General features: G+C 65.7%; 18 protein-coding genes and 1 pseudogene. 18 read left to right on the top strand and 1 reads right to left on the bottom strand.

Annotation, left to right across the window (positions count from 1 at the left end; genetic code table 11):
• Nucleotides 1-2: 2 nt before the first annotated feature.
• The 6 genes from PVW49_RS12270 to PVW49_RS12245 all read left to right on the top strand — a co-directional run bounded on the left by PVW49_RS12270 (nucleotide 3) and on the right by PVW49_RS12245 (nucleotide 4,601).
• Entirely contained in the window at nucleotides 3-2,057 is a 2,055-nt protein-coding gene (locus tag PVW49_RS12270) for a prohead protease/major capsid protein fusion protein (protein ID WP_274590657.1), read from the top strand.
• Between the two features lie 96 nt (nucleotides 2,058-2,153).
• On the top strand, nucleotides 2,154-2,567 hold the full coding sequence (locus tag PVW49_RS12265) for a DUF6884 domain-containing protein (protein WP_338020389.1): 414 nt from the start codon (nucleotides 2,154-2,156) through the stop codon (nucleotides 2,565-2,567).
• The gene (locus PVW49_RS12260) at nucleotides 2,551-3,252 is read left to right on the top strand and encodes a hypothetical protein (protein WP_274590655.1); all 702 of its coding nucleotides are present in this window, start codon (nucleotides 2,551-2,553) and stop codon (nucleotides 3,250-3,252) included. The genes PVW49_RS12265 and PVW49_RS12260 overlap by 17 nt, the downstream gene beginning before the upstream one ends.
• A gap of 76 nt (nucleotides 3,253-3,328) precedes the next feature.
• Nucleotides 3,329-3,664: a DUF2190 family protein gene (locus PVW49_RS12255; protein WP_274590654.1), complete on the top strand. Its 336-nt coding sequence runs from the start codon at nucleotides 3,329-3,331 to the stop codon at nucleotides 3,662-3,664.
• On the top strand, nucleotides 3,664-3,975 hold the full coding sequence (locus tag PVW49_RS12250; protein ID WP_274590653.1) for a head-tail joining protein: 312 nt from the start codon (nucleotides 3,664-3,666) through the stop codon (nucleotides 3,973-3,975). The genes PVW49_RS12255 and PVW49_RS12250 overlap by 1 nt, the downstream gene beginning before the upstream one ends.
• On the top strand, nucleotides 3,972-4,601 hold the full coding sequence (locus PVW49_RS12245) for a DUF6441 family protein (RefSeq protein WP_274590652.1): 630 nt from the start codon (nucleotides 3,972-3,974) through the stop codon (nucleotides 4,599-4,601). Before PVW49_RS12250 ends, PVW49_RS12245 begins: the two co-directional genes overlap by 4 nt.
• Nucleotides 4,602-4,603: 2 nt before the next feature.
• On the opposite strand, the gene PVW49_RS12240 is transcribed toward PVW49_RS12245, so the two are convergent.
• Entirely contained in the window at nucleotides 4,604-5,044 is a 441-nt protein-coding gene (locus PVW49_RS12240) for a hypothetical protein (protein ID WP_274590651.1), read from the bottom strand.
• 107 nt (nucleotides 5,045-5,151) lie between these two features.
• On the opposite strand from PVW49_RS12240, the gene PVW49_RS12235 reads away from it, so the two are divergent.
• The 12 genes and pseudogenes from PVW49_RS12235 to PVW49_RS12180 form a co-directional block, all read left to right on the top strand.
• Nucleotides 5,152-5,571, top strand: coding sequence for an acyl-CoA transferase (locus PVW49_RS12235; RefSeq protein WP_274590650.1), 420 nt, complete (start codon nucleotides 5,152-5,154; stop codon nucleotides 5,569-5,571).
• Between the two features lie 24 nt (nucleotides 5,572-5,595).
• Entirely contained in the window at nucleotides 5,596-6,534 is a 939-nt protein-coding gene (locus tag PVW49_RS12230; RefSeq protein ID WP_274590649.1) for a phage tail tube protein, read from the top strand.
• Nucleotides 6,534-6,971: a hypothetical protein gene (locus tag PVW49_RS12225; RefSeq protein WP_274590648.1), complete on the top strand. Its 438-nt coding sequence runs from the start codon at nucleotides 6,534-6,536 to the stop codon at nucleotides 6,969-6,971. The genes PVW49_RS12230 and PVW49_RS12225 overlap by 1 nt, the downstream gene beginning before the upstream one ends.
• Nucleotides 6,972-7,069: 98 nt before the next feature.
• Nucleotides 7,070-7,198, top strand: a complete 129-nt coding sequence (locus tag PVW49_RS12220; protein WP_274590647.1) for a DUF7697 family protein — start codon at nucleotides 7,070-7,072, stop codon at nucleotides 7,196-7,198.
• Nucleotides 7,191-9,605 (top strand): phage tail tape measure C-terminal domain-containing protein, encoded by a 2,415-nt coding sequence (locus PVW49_RS12215; protein WP_274590646.1) that lies wholly within the window; start codon nucleotides 7,191-7,193, stop codon nucleotides 9,603-9,605. Before PVW49_RS12220 ends, PVW49_RS12215 begins: the two co-directional genes overlap by 8 nt.
• The gene (locus PVW49_RS12210) at nucleotides 9,605-10,231 is read left to right on the top strand and encodes a DUF2460 domain-containing protein (RefSeq protein WP_274590645.1); all 627 of its coding nucleotides are present in this window, start codon (nucleotides 9,605-9,607) and stop codon (nucleotides 10,229-10,231) included. The genes PVW49_RS12215 and PVW49_RS12210 overlap by 1 nt, the downstream gene beginning before the upstream one ends.
• Nucleotides 10,228-11,112, top strand: a complete 885-nt coding sequence (locus tag PVW49_RS12205; RefSeq protein WP_274590644.1) for a DUF2163 domain-containing protein — start codon at nucleotides 10,228-10,230, stop codon at nucleotides 11,110-11,112. Before PVW49_RS12210 ends, PVW49_RS12205 begins: the two co-directional genes overlap by 4 nt.
• Nucleotides 11,109-11,543, top strand: coding sequence for an NlpC/P60 family protein (locus PVW49_RS12200; RefSeq protein WP_274590643.1), 435 nt, complete (start codon nucleotides 11,109-11,111; stop codon nucleotides 11,541-11,543). Before PVW49_RS12205 ends, PVW49_RS12200 begins: the two co-directional genes overlap by 4 nt.
• 9 nt (nucleotides 11,544-11,552) lie before the next feature.
• Nucleotides 11,553-15,521, top strand: a complete 3,969-nt coding sequence (locus PVW49_RS12195; protein WP_274590642.1) for a baseplate multidomain protein megatron — start codon at nucleotides 11,553-11,555, stop codon at nucleotides 15,519-15,521.
• A gap of 7 nt (nucleotides 15,522-15,528) precedes the next feature.
• Entirely contained in the window at nucleotides 15,529-16,605 is a 1,077-nt protein-coding gene (locus PVW49_RS12190) for a DUF2793 domain-containing protein (RefSeq protein ID WP_274590641.1), read from the top strand.
• A 19-nt stretch (nucleotides 16,606-16,624) separates the two neighbouring features.
• Nucleotides 16,625-16,915: a DUF6127 family protein gene (locus PVW49_RS12185; RefSeq protein ID WP_037207576.1), complete on the top strand. Its 291-nt coding sequence runs from the start codon at nucleotides 16,625-16,627 to the stop codon at nucleotides 16,913-16,915.
• Nucleotides 16,916-16,989: 74 nt separating this feature from the next.
• Nucleotides 16,990-17,490, top strand: a pseudogene (locus tag PVW49_RS12180) (YcbK family protein); the annotation flags it as partial.
• Between the last annotated feature and the right edge of the window lie 14 nt (nucleotides 17,491-17,504).

Below are 17,504 nucleotides of genomic sequence, written 5' to 3'. Positions count from 1 at the left end.
GCATGGACACGATGATCGAACTACCGGCCTTGCGCCGGTCGGCGGAGCTTGCGCCGAACTCAGCCGATACCGACGCCCGCACCGTCGAGGTAATCTGGTCGGCGGGCGCGCGTGTCTGTCGGTCGACGCTGTTTGGCGAGCCCTATGACGAAGAGCTCAGCCTCGATCCGACCCATGTGCGGCTGGATCGGCTGAATTCCGGCGCGCCGTTTCTGAAAGTGCACGAGGTCGACACGCTCGATGCTGTGATCGGCTCGGTCGTGCCGGGCTCGGCGCGCATCGAAAACGGCCGCGGCGTTGCGCAGGTCCGGATCAGCGAGCGCGCAGATGTCGAACCAATCTGGCGCGATATCCAGGCGGGCCACATCCGTGCGGTCTCCATCGGTTACCAGGTCCATCGGTTCGAGGTGTCGAAACCCGAGGCTGCCCGCGAGCTTTGGCGCGCGGTGGACTGGACGCCCTTCGAGGTCTCCGCCGTGCCCGTTGGCGCGGACCCTGCCGCAGGGTTCCGCGCCCAATCCCCACTTCACGACTGCGTCCTCCATCGCCGGGACGTCTCACCCACCCAGACAGGAGCCATCCCGATGACGGACAAATCCAACGCCCCGGCCGCAGAGGCCAAAGACCAGCCTAACGACACTCTCGCGACCGAGGACACCACCATGACTGAACCCAAGACGCCTGTGGCCGAACCAAAAGATGGCGCCAGCGAAACCCGCGCGCAGCCGAAGCCGCAGAAGGCCGACTCTGCGGCGGCACCCGATACCGAAGCCGTCGCAAACCGTGCCCGCGAGGGCGAGCGCGACCGCGTGTCCACGATCTACGATCTGGCCGGGCGGCTGAACCTCGAGCGCAGCTTTGCCGAAGATCTGGTCAAACGCGGCACGGATATCGGTGAGGCGCGCCGTCTGATCCTCGATCAGGTTGCCGCAAAATCCGAGGAAACTCGCACCTTTAGTCAAGTGTCGATTCCGCTGGGCGGGCGCGATGAGGCGATCACCCGCCGCGACGCCGTGGCCAATGCGCTGCTGCACCGATACAGCCCGACGCTCTTCCAACTCGAGGACGCCGCGCGCCAGTATCGCGGCATGACGCTCATGGAACTGGCCCGCGAAAGCCTCGGCAATGCCGGGGTCAATACCCGCGGCCTGTCGCGCGACGAGGTGGCAACGCGAGCCCTGCATTCGACCTCCGACTTCCCCGAGATCCTGTCGGCGGTGACCAACAAGACCCTGCGGCAGGCCTACGACGCCTATCCCCGCACCTTCATGCTGTTCTGCCGCCAGGTGCTCGCCACCGACTTCAAGGCCATGCACCGGGTGCAGCTCGGCGAAGCGCCGCAGCTGCTGGAAGTCGGCGAAAGCGGTGAGTTCAAACGCGGCACGCTCGGCGAGAGCAAGGAGAGCTACAAGGTCAAGACCTATGGCCGGGTCGTCGCGATCACCCGCCAGACGCTGATCAACGACGATCTGGACGCCTTCACCCGGATCCCGGCGATGTATGGCAACTCCATCGCTCAGCTGGAATCGGACGTGGTCTGGGGCATCATCACCGCCAACCCGGCGATGGCCGACGGCAACGCCCTGTTCCACACCAGCCACAAGAACCTTGCGGGGACCGGCGCAGCGTTGGCGGTCGATGCCGTGGGCGCGGCCCGCGCGGCCATGGCCAAGCAGACGGGTCTCGACAAGAAGACGGTCCTGAACGTCCGTCCCGCGTTCCTGATCGTGCCCGCGTCGCTGGAACTGAAGGCCGAGCAGATGGTCGCCCAGAACCTTGTCCCCGCCGCGACCGCCAACGTGGTGCCGCAATCGATCCGCACGCTCGCGCCGATCAGTGAGCCCCGGCTCGATGCCGCCAGCGAGACCGCCTGGTATCTGGCGGCCAGCCCGAACCAGATCGACACAATCGAATACGCCTATCTCGAGGGCCAACAGGGCGCATACATCGAGACGCGCAACGGGTTCGACGTCGACGGGGTGGAGATCAAGTGTCGCCTCGACTTCGGCGCCAAGGCCATCGACTGGCGCGGCCTCTACAAGAATCCGGGGGCATAACCGGGCGTGCAGCGACGCCCCGACCTTTATTGCGAATTAGATGAACGATAGACTTCGCCAACAATACCAATGGTGTGGTTGGCGAAGTTGAAACAGGTGATTCTTGTATCGTGTGTGGCTGGAAAGAAGCCTGCTCTGAACCGAGCAGCTGATCTCTATACGTCGGCGTGGTTTATCAAGGCACGTCGACTGGTCGAGGCCGCCGGTGCGCCTTGGTTCATCCTTTCAGCAGAACACGGGCTGCTTGACCCCGAAACAATGGTTGGGCCGTATGACAAGACTCTGAACACAATGTCTGCTGCTGAGAGGCGGGCGTGGGCCAAGCAGGTCCGGCACCAGATGGATGCGACACTGCCGGACGCTGACGAAGTCGTGGTTTTGGCGGGGAACCGCTACCGGGAGTGCCTGATGCCGTATCTACGGGCGTGCTTTCCAGAGGTTTCAGTGCCTATGCAGGGACTGACGATTGGTCGGCAGTTGAGCTGGATGAGTAATGCAAAGACGCTTTGATCTCGACACCTTCTATGGCGTGCTGGCCGAGCTTGAGAGCCGGATCGGCGGGCGGCGGCTTCTGGGAGACTGTCATGGTCGGATGAACTGGCCGGAACGCGGAGTCTATTTCTTCTTCGAGCCGGGAGAGACGCGAGATAGCGCTCCCCTGGCCTCCCGGGTCGTGCGGGTTGGCACTCATGCCTTGATCTCGAAATCCCGGACCACATTGTGGAAACGGATCAGCCAGCACAGGGGCACGACCAATCCTCGCGGCGGCAATCATCGGGGCTCGATATTCCGGCTTTTGTCTGGGGAAGCCTTGATGACCCGAGATCCTGCACTGCAAATTGAGAGCTGGGGGAGGAAGTCCTCCGCAACCCGCGAAATCAGGGCCGGCGAGCGTCAACACGAGGCTTTGGTCAGCCAATACATCGGAGCAATGACGCTGTTGTTCGTTTCGGTGCCGGACGCTTCTGGTCCGGAAAGCGCCCGCGGCATCATTGAGCGGAATTCCATCGCATTACTCAGCAACTACCGCGAAGCGACGCCGGATCAACCAAGTTCCCGTTGGCTGGGCAAATTCAGCGGTCGGGATCGGGTGCGTCGATCCGGGCTTTGGAACAATAATCATGTCGATGAGGAATACGACCCAGCTTTCCTTGGACTGCTGGAGGAATTGGTGCTGCAGACACCTTCGACCTGACCCTAAGCAAGAACGCACAACTTTCCGAAGGGCGGCCACCAGGCCGCCCTTTCTCATTTCTGAAAGGATCCTCGCCATGAAAAACTACGTCCAGCCCGGCAACACCATCACCCTGACCGCGCCCTATGCGGTCACATCTGGCGACGGCCTGCTCGTCGGCTCCATCTTCGGCGTGGCCGCCGGGGATGCCGCCAATGCCGAGACCGTCGAGGCAGCACTCGTCGGCGTCTTTGATCTGAACAAGGTCGCATCCCAGGCTTGGTCCGCCGGTGACAATGTCTATTGGGACAACACCAACAAGGAAGCCACGAAGACTGCTACGGCGAATACGCTGATCGGCGTAGCCGTTGAGGCTGTTGCGGGCGGCGCGGGCGACCTGATCGGCCGTGTGCGCCTGAACGCGAGCTTCTGATGACGGCGTTTGCCGCCATTCTGGATGCGTTGTTCGTGGATCCCAATATCGGGCGAGAGGCGGTCTACACCTCCGACGGCGGCGCGCCCGTGCTGGTGCGCGTCGTTTCCCGGCAGGCCGATGCGATAACCGACTTCGGCGACGCGCGGCTTTGGTCGGAAACGACCCGGATTGACCTGCGCGTCACGGAGGTTCCGGCGCCGCGCCCGGGCGACCGCCTGGAAATGGACGGCGACGCCTTCCTCATTCAGGGTGAGCCGGCGCGGGATCGCGAGCGGCTGGTCTGGACCGTGGCCCTGAGGCCTGCGTGAAACTGAAGCTCGACATCAATCCCGACATCGTCGCCATGATGGCAGCGGAAGTTTCTGCGGGCGAACGCGCTGTGACCGCAGCAATGCGCGAGGCCGGGAGCGGGCTCAAGACCGCCTGGCGCGCGCAGATTTCCGGGGCGGGGCTTGGACGAAGGCTTGCCAACTCGATCCGCAACCAGAACTTCCCGAGGTCGGGCGAAAGCCTGGATGCCGCCGCGCTGGTCTGGTCCAAGGCCCCGGTCATCGTCGGCGCACACGACACCGGCCCGTTGATCCGCTCGAAAGACGGGTTCTGGCTGGCGATCCCATTGCCCGCCGCCGGTAAGTCCTCCCGTGGCGGCCGGATCACCCCCGGTGAATGGGAACGGCGGCGTGGTCTGCGCCTTCGCTTCGTTTATCGCCGGACAGGCCCGAGCCTGCTGGTGGCGGAGAGTCGGCTCAACACAAAGGGCCAGGCGGTGGTGTCGCGCTCGAAGACCGGGCGCGGAAGGGTCACCGTGCCGATCTTCCTGCTGGTCCCGCAGGTTAAGTTGCCGAAGCGACTGGATCTCGCGCGGGATGCGACGCTGGCGCATGACGCCGTGCCGGGGCTGATCGTGGCGAACTGGGTGGACGGGCGGACTTGACCCTATGGGCTAGGCGCGACCTTGTTTCGATGCTTTTTCAGACGCATAGCGGCCGCAGCCACGTTGCGGAGTAGATCCCGCCCATCAATCGCCAAGGACTTCGCGTCAGCATCAATCTGCTCGATCGTTAAAGAGCCATCCGCCATGGCATGCATGAGATCATTTCTGCGCTTCCCCCATGCCTCGACTTCAGTTTTAGGAAAATTTGCGGCTAAGAGTGGATCACCACTCTGGCGTTTATCCAATTCGCCAATTTTCGGACCAAGCATCTTTATTGGCTTCCCGCTCGCGAATGTAGACCCGCCAGACTGTTGAAGCATAGAAATCAGGCGATCCTCAAGGGCCGCATATACATACCACGAGGCCTCAAAGAAATGATCTGACGCAATGCTCGCGTCGATCCGATCGATGAACTCTTCATATAGTGTCCGCTTGTTCGACATATCTTTCGGTCTCGCCCTCGGTTGGCATTGAATGGTGCGCGTGGTCACGACTTAACCAGCCAGACTAACCGGTCCGGATCGGAAGAAACAGCAAAGCTTCATTTACGATGCCCACCTCCCGAGAAACCATCCTCACCGCGCTGCACGCGCGGCTCTCAACGCTACCCGCCACCGCCCTGCGCGGTGAAGTGCTTCCCGAGCGCGTTCCGACCGATGGCCTGCTGATCCTGCGCGATGGCGAGCCGGGAGAGCCCGAGGTGACACTGTCGCCACTGCGCTACCACTACCAGCACCGGGCCGAGATCGAAGCGGTCGTGCAGGGCATCGACCGTGACGCAGCCTTCGATACGCTGACCGCTAGTATTGGAGCAACAATTGCAGCGGACCGCACGTTGGGCGGCCTCTGCGACTGGGGCGAGGCCGAAGCGCCACGCCCCGTCGATCTGCCGGTCGAGGGTGCGGCGAGCCTTAAGGCTGCCGTGATCCCGGTGGTGCTGCATTATTCAACGGCCGACCCGCTGGCCTGATCCCGACAACCCGAGGAGAACACAATGGCACGAGCCCAAGGGGCGCGGGCGCAGATGGCGCTTGCGTTCGAGACGACTTATGGAACGCCGCCCGTGGGCGGTTTCACGAAGATGCCCTTCGCCAGCACGTCGCTGGGGGCAGAGCAGCCACTGCTGAACTCGGAGTTGTTGGGCTATGGCCGCGATCCGCTGGCCCCGATCAAGGATGCAGTGACAGCAGATGGTGATGTTGTGGTGCCGCTTGACGCTGAGGCCTTCGGGTTCTGGCTGAAGGCGACTTTTGGTGACCCAACCACGACCGGCACCGGCCCCTGGACGCACGAGTTTCAGTCGGGGTCCTGGACGCTGCCCAGCATGTCCATCGAGACGGGCATGCCGGAGGTGCCGCGCTACGCGATGTATTCCGGATGTGTGCTTGACCAGATCAACTGGCAGATGCAGCGATCAGGGCTGCTGACCGCGACGGCGCGGCTGGTGGCGCAGGGCGAGACCGTGGGCACGACGACCAGCGCGGGGACGCCAGCTGCGCTCGAGTTGAAGCGCTTCGGCCATTTCAACGGGGCGATCACGCGGAACGGCTCCGCCCTCGGCAATGTGGTTTCAGCCGACATCACCTTCGCCAACAACCTCGACCGTATCGAAACCATTCGCTCGGACGGCCGCATCGACGGTGCAGACCCCTCCATCGCCGCGCTGACTGGTTCCATCGAGGTGCGCTTCGCTGATCAGACGCTGGTGACACAGGCGATCAATGGCGATCCCTGCGAGCTCGAGTTCGCCTATTTGCTGCCCTCCGGCGAAAGCTTCACATTCACCGTGCACGCCGTCTACCTGCCACGGCCCCGGATCGAGATTTCCGGACCGCAGGGCGTGCAGGCGACCTTTGACTGGCAGGCCGCGCGCGACAGCACGGTCGGCCGGATGTGCACCGCAACCCTGATCAACGACATTGAGGTATATTGATGCTAACGCTCGACCTGACCAATGCACCGCGCTGGCATGACCTTGCGCCCGGCGTGCGTGTGCAGCTGCGCCCGCTGACCACGGCGCTGATGGTTGCAACGCGCAGCGATCCGGCCGTCGAGGCGGTTCCTGAGGATGCTTCCGACGAGGAACGCGCTGTTGCCTTCGCCAAGGCGCTGGCGCGGCGGGCAGTTCTCACTTGGGAGGGCATCGGCGACGCAGATGGCAATCCCATCGACCCCAGTCCCGAGGCCGTCGACGCGCTTCTCGATATCTGGCCGATCTTCGAGGCCTTCCAGCTGACCTACGTCTCCAAAGGCTTGCTGCTGGAACAGGAAAAAAACGCCTCCGCGCTCTCGCCGAATGGTCCTTCGGCGGGGGCGAGCAATACTGCCAAGCCTGTGCGCAAGCCTGCCCGGACTGCCCGGCAAGGCTGAACCGGCCCCTTACGCATGAGGGTTGGCAGGTATGGGACCTTGTCGGACGTCTCGGCGGTCAGCTCCGTGTCCTGCCCGGCGCCGTCGTCGGCTGGGACATGTCGGCGGCACTGGCGCTCGGTAACGCCCTCGGCGTGCCGCCGCTCGCCATGGCTGAACTGCTGCCGGTCATCGAAGCGGTGATGGTGGCCAAACTCAACGAACAGATGGAACGTCCCGATGGCTGAAAAGCGTGTGTCCGTCCGCCTCGCCGCGGTTGGCGGCCGACAGGTGCGCGCCGAACTGGAAGGTGTCGGTGAGGCCGGGGCGCGAGGGTTCGGGCGGCTCAGTCGGGAAATGGAAGCGGCCAACACGCGGCTTGCCGGTTTCGCGCGCCGAGTGCGCGTTGCGGCTGCAGCTGCAGTCGCTGCCGCAACGGCCGCAGGCGTCGCCATGGTGCGGTCCGGTCTGCAGACGGTAGATGCGCAGGCGAAGTTGGCGCAGTCGCTCGGCACCACGGTCGCCTCGATCCAGACGCTCGAGCGTGCGGGCGAGTTGGCGGGCGTTTCGATGTCCGGGATCGAGCAGGCCACCAAGGACCTGACGCGCCGTCTCAGCCAGGCGGCCGCCGGAGCCGGTCCGGCTGCCGACGCACTCGACCGGCTGGGCCTTGCCGCCAATGACCTGATCGCTCTGCCGCTGGACCAGCGGGTTGGCGCGATCAACGCCGCCATTGAGGACTTCGTGCCTGCCGCCGAGCGCGCGGCGGTCGCGGGCCAGCTCTTCGGCGAGGAAGGCTCCATCGCGATGAGCCGGATCGACACCGCGACGCTGCGCCAGGCGACCGAGGACGTGCGCGCCTTCGGGGTCGTGGTCTCGGAACAGGATGCCGACCGGATCGAGCGGACGAACGATGCGATCTCTCGACTCGGTCTCATCTGGCGTGGCCTGTCGAACCAACTGGCTGTCGCCGCAGCACCAGCGCTGGAAGCGGTCGCGAACGCGATGGCGGCCGTGGCCAGCCGCACCGGGCCACTCGGCATCGCGATCCGTGGGCTGTTCGACAACATCGGCCGTCTGACCACCTATGCCGCCACGTTTGTGGCCTTTCTTGCGGGGCGTTGGGTCGCCGGGATGGCTGTCGCAGCGCTTTCGGTCCGTGGCTTTGCAACCGCGCTCGTCGTTTTGCGCGGCGCGCTGATCCGGACCGGTATCGGGGCGCTGATCGTCGGCGCTGGCGAACTCGTCTACCAGTTCACCCGGCTTGTGTCGGGAGCTGGCGGCTTTGGCGAGGCAATGTCGCTCCTAAAGGACCTTGCCGTCGAAGTCTGGGATCGGATCAAGATGGGGGCTGCGGCGGCGGGCGCTGCGACCACGGCGATGTTCTTCGATCTGAAGGCCGATGCCGCCTCCGGCATGCAGAGCGCCATCGAGAGCGTCGTGGCCTTTGGCAATACGGCGGCGAACACCTTCGAGGGGGCCTATGAGGCGATCAAGGCGATCTGGGGAATGCTGCCAGCCGCCATTGGCGACCTGGCGTTTCAGGCGGCCAACAGCCTGATCGACGGCGTCGAGGCGATGCTGAATGGCGTCGTTTCGCGCATCAATACATTCATCGGCGGGATCAACCAGGGCCTTGAAGCACTCGGCTCCGAGCGGCGCATCTCGATCATCCCCGATCTCGAACTGGGCCAGATCGAGAACCGTTTTGAGGGTGCCGCGACGGCCGCGACCACGGCTGCACAGACTGCTTTTGACCGGGTTTTCGAGAACAACCCGCTTTCCGCACCCGACTTCGGACTCACCGAGGTGGCCAACACCGCACTTGCAACAGCCAACACCTATCGTGGGGCCGCACGCGACCTCGCCGAGGGCGCGCGTGCTCCACTCGCCAGTTCGCAGGCATTGCGCGATGCGGTGCGGGGCAGCAATGAGGGTAGTGCAGACGCGCTGACCGAGGCCACAGGCGCGGCCGAGCGGCTGGAGACGGCGCTTGGCGATGCCGGACAGGCGGCCACGGGTGCGGGCGCAGCGACCGGGGCTGCTGCCGCTGTCGCCGTACCAGACACCGACGCCGCAGTTTCCGGCTGGCAGGCGGTCACGGCGGCGCTATCCGACTATGCCACGAAAGCCAGCGAGATCGGCGGTGATATCGGACAGAGCCTCGTCAGCGCGTTTCAGTCGGCCGAAAATGCCGTCGGCGAGTTCGTGAAAACCGGCAAGCTGGATTTCCGCGATCTCGTCACCTCGCTGCTGGCCGATCTCGCCAAGTTGGCGGCGCGGCGGTTCGTTCTCGGGCCGATCGCCAACGCGCTCTCCGGTGCGCTAGGCGGTGCGGGCGGCATCTTCGCGAACATCCTGCATGCAGGCGGCATGGTAGGTGCCTCCGCATCAGGCCGGATGGCTCCGGCCATGGCCTTCGCGGCCGCACCCCGGATGCATTCCGGCGGTGTGGCGGGGCTGCGCCACGATGAAGTCCCGGCCATCTTGCAACGCGGCGAGCGCGTGCTGTCGCGGCGTGAAGCACAGAGCTACGGCGGCGGTGGGGTCAATGTCACCATCATGGCCCGCGACGCTGAAAGCTTCCGGCAGTCGCGCACGCAGGTCGCCGCCGACATCGCCCGTGCGGTCTCGCTCGGGCGGAGGGGTATGTGATGGCGTTTCACGAGGTCCGGTTTCCCGACAACATCAGCCGGGGCGCGCGGGGCGGGCCGGAGCGGCGCACCCAGATCGTCGAGCTCGCCTCGGGCGACGAGGAGCGCAACGCCAGCTGGGCCAACTCTCGCCGACGCTACGATGTCGCCTACGGCATCCGCCGCGCTGATGATCTTGCGGCGGTCGTGGCCTTCTTTGAAGCACGGAACGGGCGGCTGCATGGCTTCCGTTTCAAGGATTGGGGCGACCACAAGTCCTGCCTGCCCTCGGGCACGCCTTCGCCGCTGGATCAGCCAATCGGCACCGGCGACGGAACGACGACCGCCTTCCAGCTGATGAAGCACTACACCTCCGGCGCGCAATCCTGGACGCGCGGCATCGCCAAGCCGGTGTTGGGCAGCGTACGCATGGCGCTGGCAAGCGTCGAGCAGCCCTCCGACTGGTCGGTCGACACCGCCACCGGCATCGTCACCTTCAGCGCTGCGCCGGGCGCTGGCGTCGCGATCACCGCAGGCTTCGAGTTCGACGTGCCGGTCCGCTTCGACTCCGACGTGCTCGACGTGACACTCGATCTTGAGCGGCTGGGCTCGATCACCTCCATCCCGCTGCTGGAGATCCGGCGATGAAGACCCTCGATCCCGCCCTGCAGGCCCATCTCGACGAGGGCACCACGACGCTCGCCTGGTGCTGGCGGATCGCGCGTGCCGACGGCGTCACCTTCGGCTTCACCGACCACGACCGGACGCTCAGCTTCGACGGCACGGAGTTCGAGCCCGAGAGCGGGCTGACGGCATCAGAGGTCCGCTCGGGCTCGGACCTGTCGGTCGACGCGCAGGACGCCGAGGGCGTGCTGACCTCGGAACGCATCACCGAGACCGACATCCTCGACGGCCGTTGGGACAACGCCGAGGTCGAGGTCTGGCGGGTGAATTGGGCGGACACGGGCCAGCGCGTGCTGATGCGGCGCGGGGCCATCGGCCAGATGCGGCGCGGGCGGCTGGCCTTCGTCGCCGAGGTCCGCTCACTCGCGCATGTGCTGGGCCAGACCGTAGGGCGCACCTTCCAAGCGACCTGCGATGCGGCACTCGGCGATGCCCGCTGCGGCGTCGATCTCGAGGATCCCGCCTTCAAGGGCACTGGCGCTGTCATCGATCTTCTGCGTGATCGGGCTTTCACCGCCTCGGGGCTTGGCAGTTTCACATCTGGCTGGTTCACCTTTGGCACCGTCGAATGGACCAGCGGCGCAAATGTGGGGCGGCAGGCAGAGATCATCGCGCATGACCTGACTGACAGTATTGCAGTGCTGACGCTGCTCGAAGCACCAGTGCGATCTATTGCGGGTGGTGATGCTTTCACCATTCGCGCAGGCTGCGACAATTGCATCAAGACCTGCAGCGCCAAGTTCGCCAATACCGCGAACTTCCGAGGCTTCCCGCATATCCCGGGTCAGGATGCGGTGCTGCGCTATGCGACGAAGGACGGCGGGCACGAGGGGTCCGTGCTTTGACCTCCGCTGATCCCGCATGCGTCATCGCCATCGCGCGGTCATGGCTCGGCACGCCATACCACGACCAGGCCAGCCTTCGGGGTGTCGGCTGCGACTGCCTTGGATTGGCGCGCGGCGTCTGGCGCGAAGTCGTCGGGCCAGAGCCGTTCCCGATCCCGCCCTACAGCCGCGACTGGGGCGAGACCGGCCCGCGCGAAGTGCTGGTCGAGGGCGCTCGGCGCATGATGCCAGAAATCGCACCATCAGAAGCGGGTCCCGGTGCGCTGATTCTCTTCCGGATGACGCCCCGCGCCATCGCCAAGCATGTCGGGATCCTCACCGGCCCCGACAGTTTCCTCCACGCTTACGAGCGTCTCGGCGTGGTCGAGGAACTGCTCACCCCGTCCTGGCGGCGGCGCATCGCCTTCGCCTTCCTGTTCCCGCAACGCTGAGACCCCCACATGGCCACCCTCGTTCTCGGTGCCGCTGGCGCTGCCATTGGCGGCAGCATTGGCGGCGCAATCCTTGGCGTCAGCGCCGCCACCATCGGTGGCTTCATCGGCTCGACCATCGGTTCGGTCGTCGACAGCTGGATCATCTCATCACTTGCGCCGACACAGCGGATCGAAGGCGCGCGGATGGACAATCTGCGCATCACCTCGGCCACCGAAGGGGCAGTGATCCCGCGCCTCTATGGCCGTATGCGGATCGGCGGCAACATCATCTGGGCGACGGATTTCCGCGAGGAAACCAAGACCACCACGCAAGGTGGCGGCAAGGGCGGTGGGGGTGGCGGCAAGGTCAAGACGACCGAGTATTTCTACTATGCGAGCTTCGCGGTCGCGCTCTGCGAGGGTCCAATCACCGGCATCGGGCGCATCTGGGCCGACGGCAAGCTGCTGGATACCGCCGGGACCACATGGCGCTGGTATCCGGGAAACGAGAGCCAGATGGCCGATCCGTTTATTTCCGCAAAGATGGGCGTCGCGAACACGCCAGCCTATCGCGGCACCGCTTATGTCGTTTTCGAGGACCTGCCGCTCGGCAACTATGGCAACCGCATCCCGCAGCTGAGTTTCGAGGTGTTCCACCCGCTTGCCGATCCGGACACGGCAGAAGGTCTTACGCAGGCCGTGACCATGATCCCGGCCTCAGGTGAGTTCGCCTATGCCACGCAGGGCATCCGGAAGGGCAGCGGCGGGTCGTCCGAGCCCGAGAACCTGAACGCGCTGACTGACACCGCCGACATGGTGGTAGCACTGGACCGGCTGCAGGCGATGGCGCCTGCGGTCGAGAGCGTCAGCCTCGTCGTCGCCTGGTTCGGCGACGATCTGCGGGCAGGCAATTGCAAGGTGCGGCCGGGTGTCGAGGTCACCGCCAAGACCACCACGCCGTCGGCCTGGTCCGTGAATGGGACCAGCCGCGCCAATGCCTTCTTGGTCAGCCGCGACGATGAGGACCGCCCGGTCTATGGCGGCACGCCCGCCGATTTCGCCGTGGTGCAGGCGATCCAGGAAATGAAGGCGCGTGGGCTGCGCGTCACCTTTTATCCGTTCATCCTGATGGACGTGCCGCCCGGCAACACGCTGTCGAACCCGTATTCCGACAACACCGCCGAGACCGGCCAGCCCGCGTTCCCTTGGCGAGGCCGGATCACCTGTTCGCCGGCTGCGGGCTATGCCGGCACGGTGGACAAGACCGCCACGGCCGCAACGCAGGTTTCTGCGCTGTTCGGCGCGGCGACGCCCGCGAACTTCAGCGTCTCGGGTCAGTCGGTTTCATGGACCGGGCCGTCCGGCGACTGGGGCCTCCGCCGCATGGTGCTGCACTACGCTCACCTCTGCGCGGCGGCAGGCGGGGTCGATGCCTTTCTGATCGGCACCGAGATGCCGGGGCTGACGACGATCCGATCGGGCGCCAGCAGCTATCCGGCGGTGCAGGCCTATCGGGATCTGCTCGCGGATGTGCGCTCGATCCTCGGGTCCGGCACGGACATCGGCTATGCGGCTGACTGGTCGGAATACTTCGGGCACCAGCCGGGCGACGGCTCGGGTGACGTGTTCTTCCACCTCGATCCGCTCTGGGCCGATCCGGAGATCGATTTCATCGGGATCGACAACTACATGCCGCTGTCGGACTGGCGGGACGGCTTCGAGCATACCGACGCGGCCGAGGGCTGGCCCGCCATCTACGACCGGGCTTACTTGCAGGGGAACATTGCGGGCGGCGAAGGCTTCGACTGGTTCTATGCCAGACCTGCCGACCGGTCGGCGCAGATCCGGACGCCGATCACCGATGGCGCGGCCGGCAAGCCATGGGTCTTCCGCTACAAGGATCTGCAGAATTGGTGGTCGAACGCGCATTACGACCGGCCCGGAGGGATCGAGAGCGGGGTGCCAACCGCATGGGTGCCGCAGTCGAAGCCGATTTGGTTCACCGAACTTGGCTGCCCGGCCGTCGACCGGGGCACGAACCAGCCGAACGTCTTCTTTGATCCGAAGTCCTCGGAGAGCTTCACACCACATTTCTCGCGGGGCTGGCGCGATGACGCCATCCAGCGCGACTATCTCGAGGCGACCTATCTCTGGTGGGGCGAGGCCGCGAACAACCCTGTGTCGTCCGTCTACAGCGACCGCATGGTGCATGTGCCGGAATGCGCCGCCTGGACCTGGGACGCGCGGCCCTATCCGTTCTTCCCAGCGCTGACCGACGTCTGGACGGACGGGGCAAACTGGCGGCTGGGCCACTGGCTGACCGGACGGCTCGGCGCGGTGTCGTTGGCAGCGCTTGTGCGGCACCTCTGCCTGCGCGCCGGGCTGCCCGAGTTCAGGATCGACGTCACCGGCCTTTGGGGCGCGGTGGAGGGCTATGCGATTGGCGCACTCGAGTCCCCGCGTGCGTCCATCACCACGCTGTCGCGCCACTTTGGCTTCGACGCAGTCGAGACCGAGGGCGTGATCCGTTTCGTCATGCGGGGCCGAGCCACGGTGGCCACCGTCAGCCCCGACGATCTCGTTGCCCCCCGCGAGGGCGACCTGCTGGAGCTGACGCGCGGCCAGGAAACCGAACTTCCGCAGGCCCTGAAATGGCAGGTCGCGCGGGCCGACGAGGATTACGACGCGGCCCTCGTCGAGGCGCGGCGCATCACCGTCGACACCACGCGCATCGCGTCCGAGTCCTTTCCGATGGCCGTGCCGCCCGAGGAGGCCGAGCGGCGCTGCCGCCGCGCGTTGATGGAAGCCTGGACTGGGCGGGAAACAGCCGCGTTCCGCCTGCCGCCCTCGCGCCTCGCGCTCGATCCGGCCGACGCGATCCGGCTGGAGCATGACGGGCGGCTGGTCGATCTGCGGCTCGTCTCCATCGCCGACGCCGAGGCGCGCGGCATCGAGGCCGTGCGCCAGGACCGGGCGATCTACGATCTGCCGCCCGGCGATCCCCGCGCGGCGTCATTGACGCGGGCTGTCGTGTTCGGCGCGCCGGATGCGGTGCTGATGGACCTGCCGCAGCTGACCGAGGACCAGCCCGCGCATCGTCCCTTCGCAGCGGCGCATGCCGTACCCTGGCCCGGCGAGATGGCGGTGTTCCGCAGCCCCTCGACGGACGGGTTCGAGTTGCTGACCACCTTCGGAACGCGGGCTCGGGTCGGGGCGCTGGTCTCCGACTTCTACGCGGGGCCCACCTCGCGCTTCGATCTCGGCAATGCGCTGGTCGTCGATCTGCTCACCGGCACGCTGGAAGGCGTCACCGACCTGACGCTTTTCGGCGGCGCCAACGCGCTGGCCATCGAGAGCGCGCCGGGTGTCTGGGAGATCGTGCAGGCTGGCGCGGCCGAGCTGCTCGCGCCCGGCCGGTACCGGCTGACCCGGCTCCTGCGCGGGCAGCGCGGCACCGAGGGCGCCATGGCCAACCCGGCGGCTGCGGGCGCGCGTGTGGTGGTGCTGGACACCGCGCTGGCGGCGCTGCCGATCGCCGAGGCCGACCTCAGTATCCCGTGGAACTGGCGCATCGGCCCGGCAAGCCGGTCTGTCAGCGACGAGACCTATGTGGCGAAGAGCTTCACAGCGGTTGGCGTGGGTCTGAGGCCGTTTTCGGTCGCCCATGTCGAGCAGCCGTGGCGCAGGCCGCGCACGCCCGGCGATCTGACCATCCGCTGGACGCGGCGGTCCCGGGCCCTCGCAGCCGACAACTGGGGCGCGGTGGAGGTGCAGCTGATCGAGGAGGTCGAAGCCTACGAGGTCGAGATCCTCGATGGCAGCACGGTGAAGCGGGTGTTGAGCACGGCCACCACAAGCGCTGTCTACAGCTCCGTCGAACAGACCGCCGACTGGGGCGCACCTCTCGGCCCCGGCGACACGCTCGACATCCGCATCTTCCAGCTCTCCGCCCTCGTGGGGCGGGGCGCGCCGAAAACCGTCACGCTCACATTCTGAGGGCCCCATGTCCGACACCACTTCGCATCTGCTGCTCCCGTACATCCTGGCGGCGCAGGCCCAGAAACATGTCACCCACAACGAGGCGCTGCGGCTGCTCGACGGGCTGATCCAGCTCTCCGTACTCGACCGCGACCTGACCGCTCCGCCTGGCAGCCCCGCCGATGGCGACCGTTACATCGTCGCATCAGGCGCGACGGGCGACTGGGTGGGCTGGGACCTGAACGTGGCGCTGTTCACGGATGGGGCATGGCTGCGCCTGCCACCGCGCTCCGGCTGGCGGGCGTGGGTCGAGGACGAAGGCCTGCTGCTGGTCTACGACGGCGCGGGCTGGGTCGGCACCACGCCCACGACGCTGCAGAACCTCGCCCTGCTGGGGCTCGGGACCACCGCGGATGGGGCGAACCCGTTCTCGGCCAAGCTCAACGCTGCGCTCTGGACGGCGAAGACCGTCGCCGAGGGCGGCACCGGAGATCTGTTCTACACCATGAACAAGGAGGCCGCAGGCGACGATCTCGGGCTGACGCTGCAGACAGGCTTCGTGACAAAGGCGCTGGTCGGGCTGTTCGGCTCCGACAGGTTCCGGCTTGCGGTCTCCGCCGACGGCAGCACCTTCTTCGACGGGCTCAGCGTCGACAACGCCACAGGCATCGTCGATCAGCCGCAATTGCCGCGCTTCAAGGCGTACACCAACTACGACAACTATGTCGGCGTCGGGACCTGGACAAAGATCGGTCTGAACAACACCGACACCAACGATCAGGGCGGGTTCGATGCCGGGACCAACCTGTTTACAGCCCCCGTGGACGGCACCTACCTCTTCGGCGCGACGCTCCTTTACAAGGTCAACTCCAGCACCTCGGCGCGGATGCGCGGTCGTCTCGTGCTGAACGGCGCGTCTGAAATCCGAGGGTCTTATGGCGAGATCAGTGCCGCGCATGTCTCGGAGGCAACGGCGCTGTGGCTGCAGACGATGGTGCCGCTGACTGCGGGCGATACCGTTGAGCTCCAGGGTTATTTCCGCGCGCAGGATGGGTATTTCGCGGCCGATCACACGTCCCTTTGGGGCTGCAAGATCGGCTGATCGGAGAGAGGATTACCCCATGACACCACCCCGATCCGATCAGGGTTTCGTGCGCATGCCCGACGCCGAGTTCGAGGCGATGCTGGCACGCGCTGCCGAGAAAGGCGCCAAGCGCGCGCTCGCCGATGTTGGCCTCGACGGTGAAGAAGCGGCGCTCGATATACGGGATCTGCGATCATTGCTCGACTGCGTCCGGCTGGTGCGCCGCACCGCGATGCAGACGGCCGTCCGCATGATCACCACTGGCGTCATGTTGGCGCTGCTGGCGGGCATCGCGATCAAGCTGAAAATCTTCGGCGGCGGTCCATAGCCGCTCACGCTCCCAATACATCAACCCACCGTGACCCGCCCTTGTGGCGGGTTTCTTCGTTTCCGGAGGACACCATGACCACGACCTTTTACGACCATTGGCGCGACGTGCCGGATAAAGCCTGGCGCTGGACCAACTTCTCGCCCGCCGAAATCGCCTGCCGCGGCACAGGCAAGCTGCTGATCAACGAGCCCGCGCTCGACAAGCTTCAGGCGCTGCGCGACCGTCTGGGCAAGCCGCTGATCGTCCGCTCCGCCTATCGTAGTCCGGAGCACAACCGTGCTGTTGGCGGTGCCACCCGGTCCAAGCATATGAACGGCGCGGCCTTCGACATCGCGATGTCCAACCATGATCCGGTGGCGTTCGAAGCGGCGGCAAAAGAAGTCGGCTTCCTCGGCTTCGGCTTCTATCCGCGTTCGGGGTTCATGCATGTCGACTTGGGCCCCGCGCGACAGTGGGGCGAGCGATTTCCGGTCCGGGCGACCGCATTTGCGGAGGACGTCCAACCGGCGCGCGAGGTGTTGGCTGAGAGCCGCACCATGAAAGGTGAGCTACCCCCCGAAATTCGGACACTGACATAAGCTACGAT

Origin of the sequence: Marinovum sp. PR37 (assembly GCF_028807375.1) — a bacterium.
Taxonomy (GTDB): domain Bacteria; phylum Pseudomonadota; class Alphaproteobacteria; order Rhodobacterales; family Rhodobacteraceae; genus Marinovum; species Marinovum algicola.
The sequence above is the reverse complement of the archived record's forward strand: the minus strand, read 5'-3'. Positions and strand labels throughout refer to the sequence as shown.

Coding starts and splice junctions, on each gene's coding strand:
- PVW49_RS12270 (WP_274590657.1), top strand. CDS start 3: ATGGACACGATGATCGAACTACCGGCCTTGCGCCGGTCGGCGGAGCTT.
- PVW49_RS12240 (WP_274590651.1), bottom strand. CDS start 5,044: ATGTCGAACAAGCGGACACTATATGAAGAGTTCATCGATCGGATCGAC.
- PVW49_RS12230 (WP_274590649.1), top strand. CDS start 5,596: ATGGCACGAGCCCAAGGGGCGCGGGCGCAGATGGCGCTTGCGTTCGAG.
- PVW49_RS12185 (WP_037207576.1), top strand. CDS start 16,625: ATGACACCACCCCGATCCGATCAGGGTTTCGTGCGCATGCCCGACGCC.
- PVW49_RS12225 (WP_274590648.1), top strand. CDS start 6,534: ATGCTAACGCTCGACCTGACCAATGCACCGCGCTGGCATGACCTTGCG.
- PVW49_RS12255 (WP_274590654.1), top strand. CDS start 3,329: ATGAAAAACTACGTCCAGCCCGGCAACACCATCACCCTGACCGCGCCC.
- PVW49_RS12210 (WP_274590645.1), top strand. CDS start 9,605: ATGGCGTTTCACGAGGTCCGGTTTCCCGACAACATCAGCCGGGGCGCG.
- PVW49_RS12190 (WP_274590641.1), top strand. CDS start 15,529: ATGTCCGACACCACTTCGCATCTGCTGCTCCCGTACATCCTGGCGGCG.
- PVW49_RS12235 (WP_274590650.1), top strand. CDS start 5,152: ATGCCCACCTCCCGAGAAACCATCCTCACCGCGCTGCACGCGCGGCTC.
- PVW49_RS12220 (WP_274590647.1), top strand. CDS start 7,070: ATGTCGGCGGCACTGGCGCTCGGTAACGCCCTCGGCGTGCCGCCGCTC.
- PVW49_RS12205 (WP_274590644.1), top strand. CDS start 10,228: ATGAAGACCCTCGATCCCGCCCTGCAGGCCCATCTCGACGAGGGCACC.
- PVW49_RS12250 (WP_274590653.1), top strand. CDS start 3,664: ATGACGGCGTTTGCCGCCATTCTGGATGCGTTGTTCGTGGATCCCAAT.
- PVW49_RS12195 (WP_274590642.1), top strand. CDS start 11,553: ATGGCCACCCTCGTTCTCGGTGCCGCTGGCGCTGCCATTGGCGGCAGC.
- PVW49_RS12260 (WP_274590655.1), top strand. CDS start 2,551: ATGCAAAGACGCTTTGATCTCGACACCTTCTATGGCGTGCTGGCCGAG.
- PVW49_RS12215 (WP_274590646.1), top strand. CDS start 7,191: ATGGCTGAAAAGCGTGTGTCCGTCCGCCTCGCCGCGGTTGGCGGCCGA.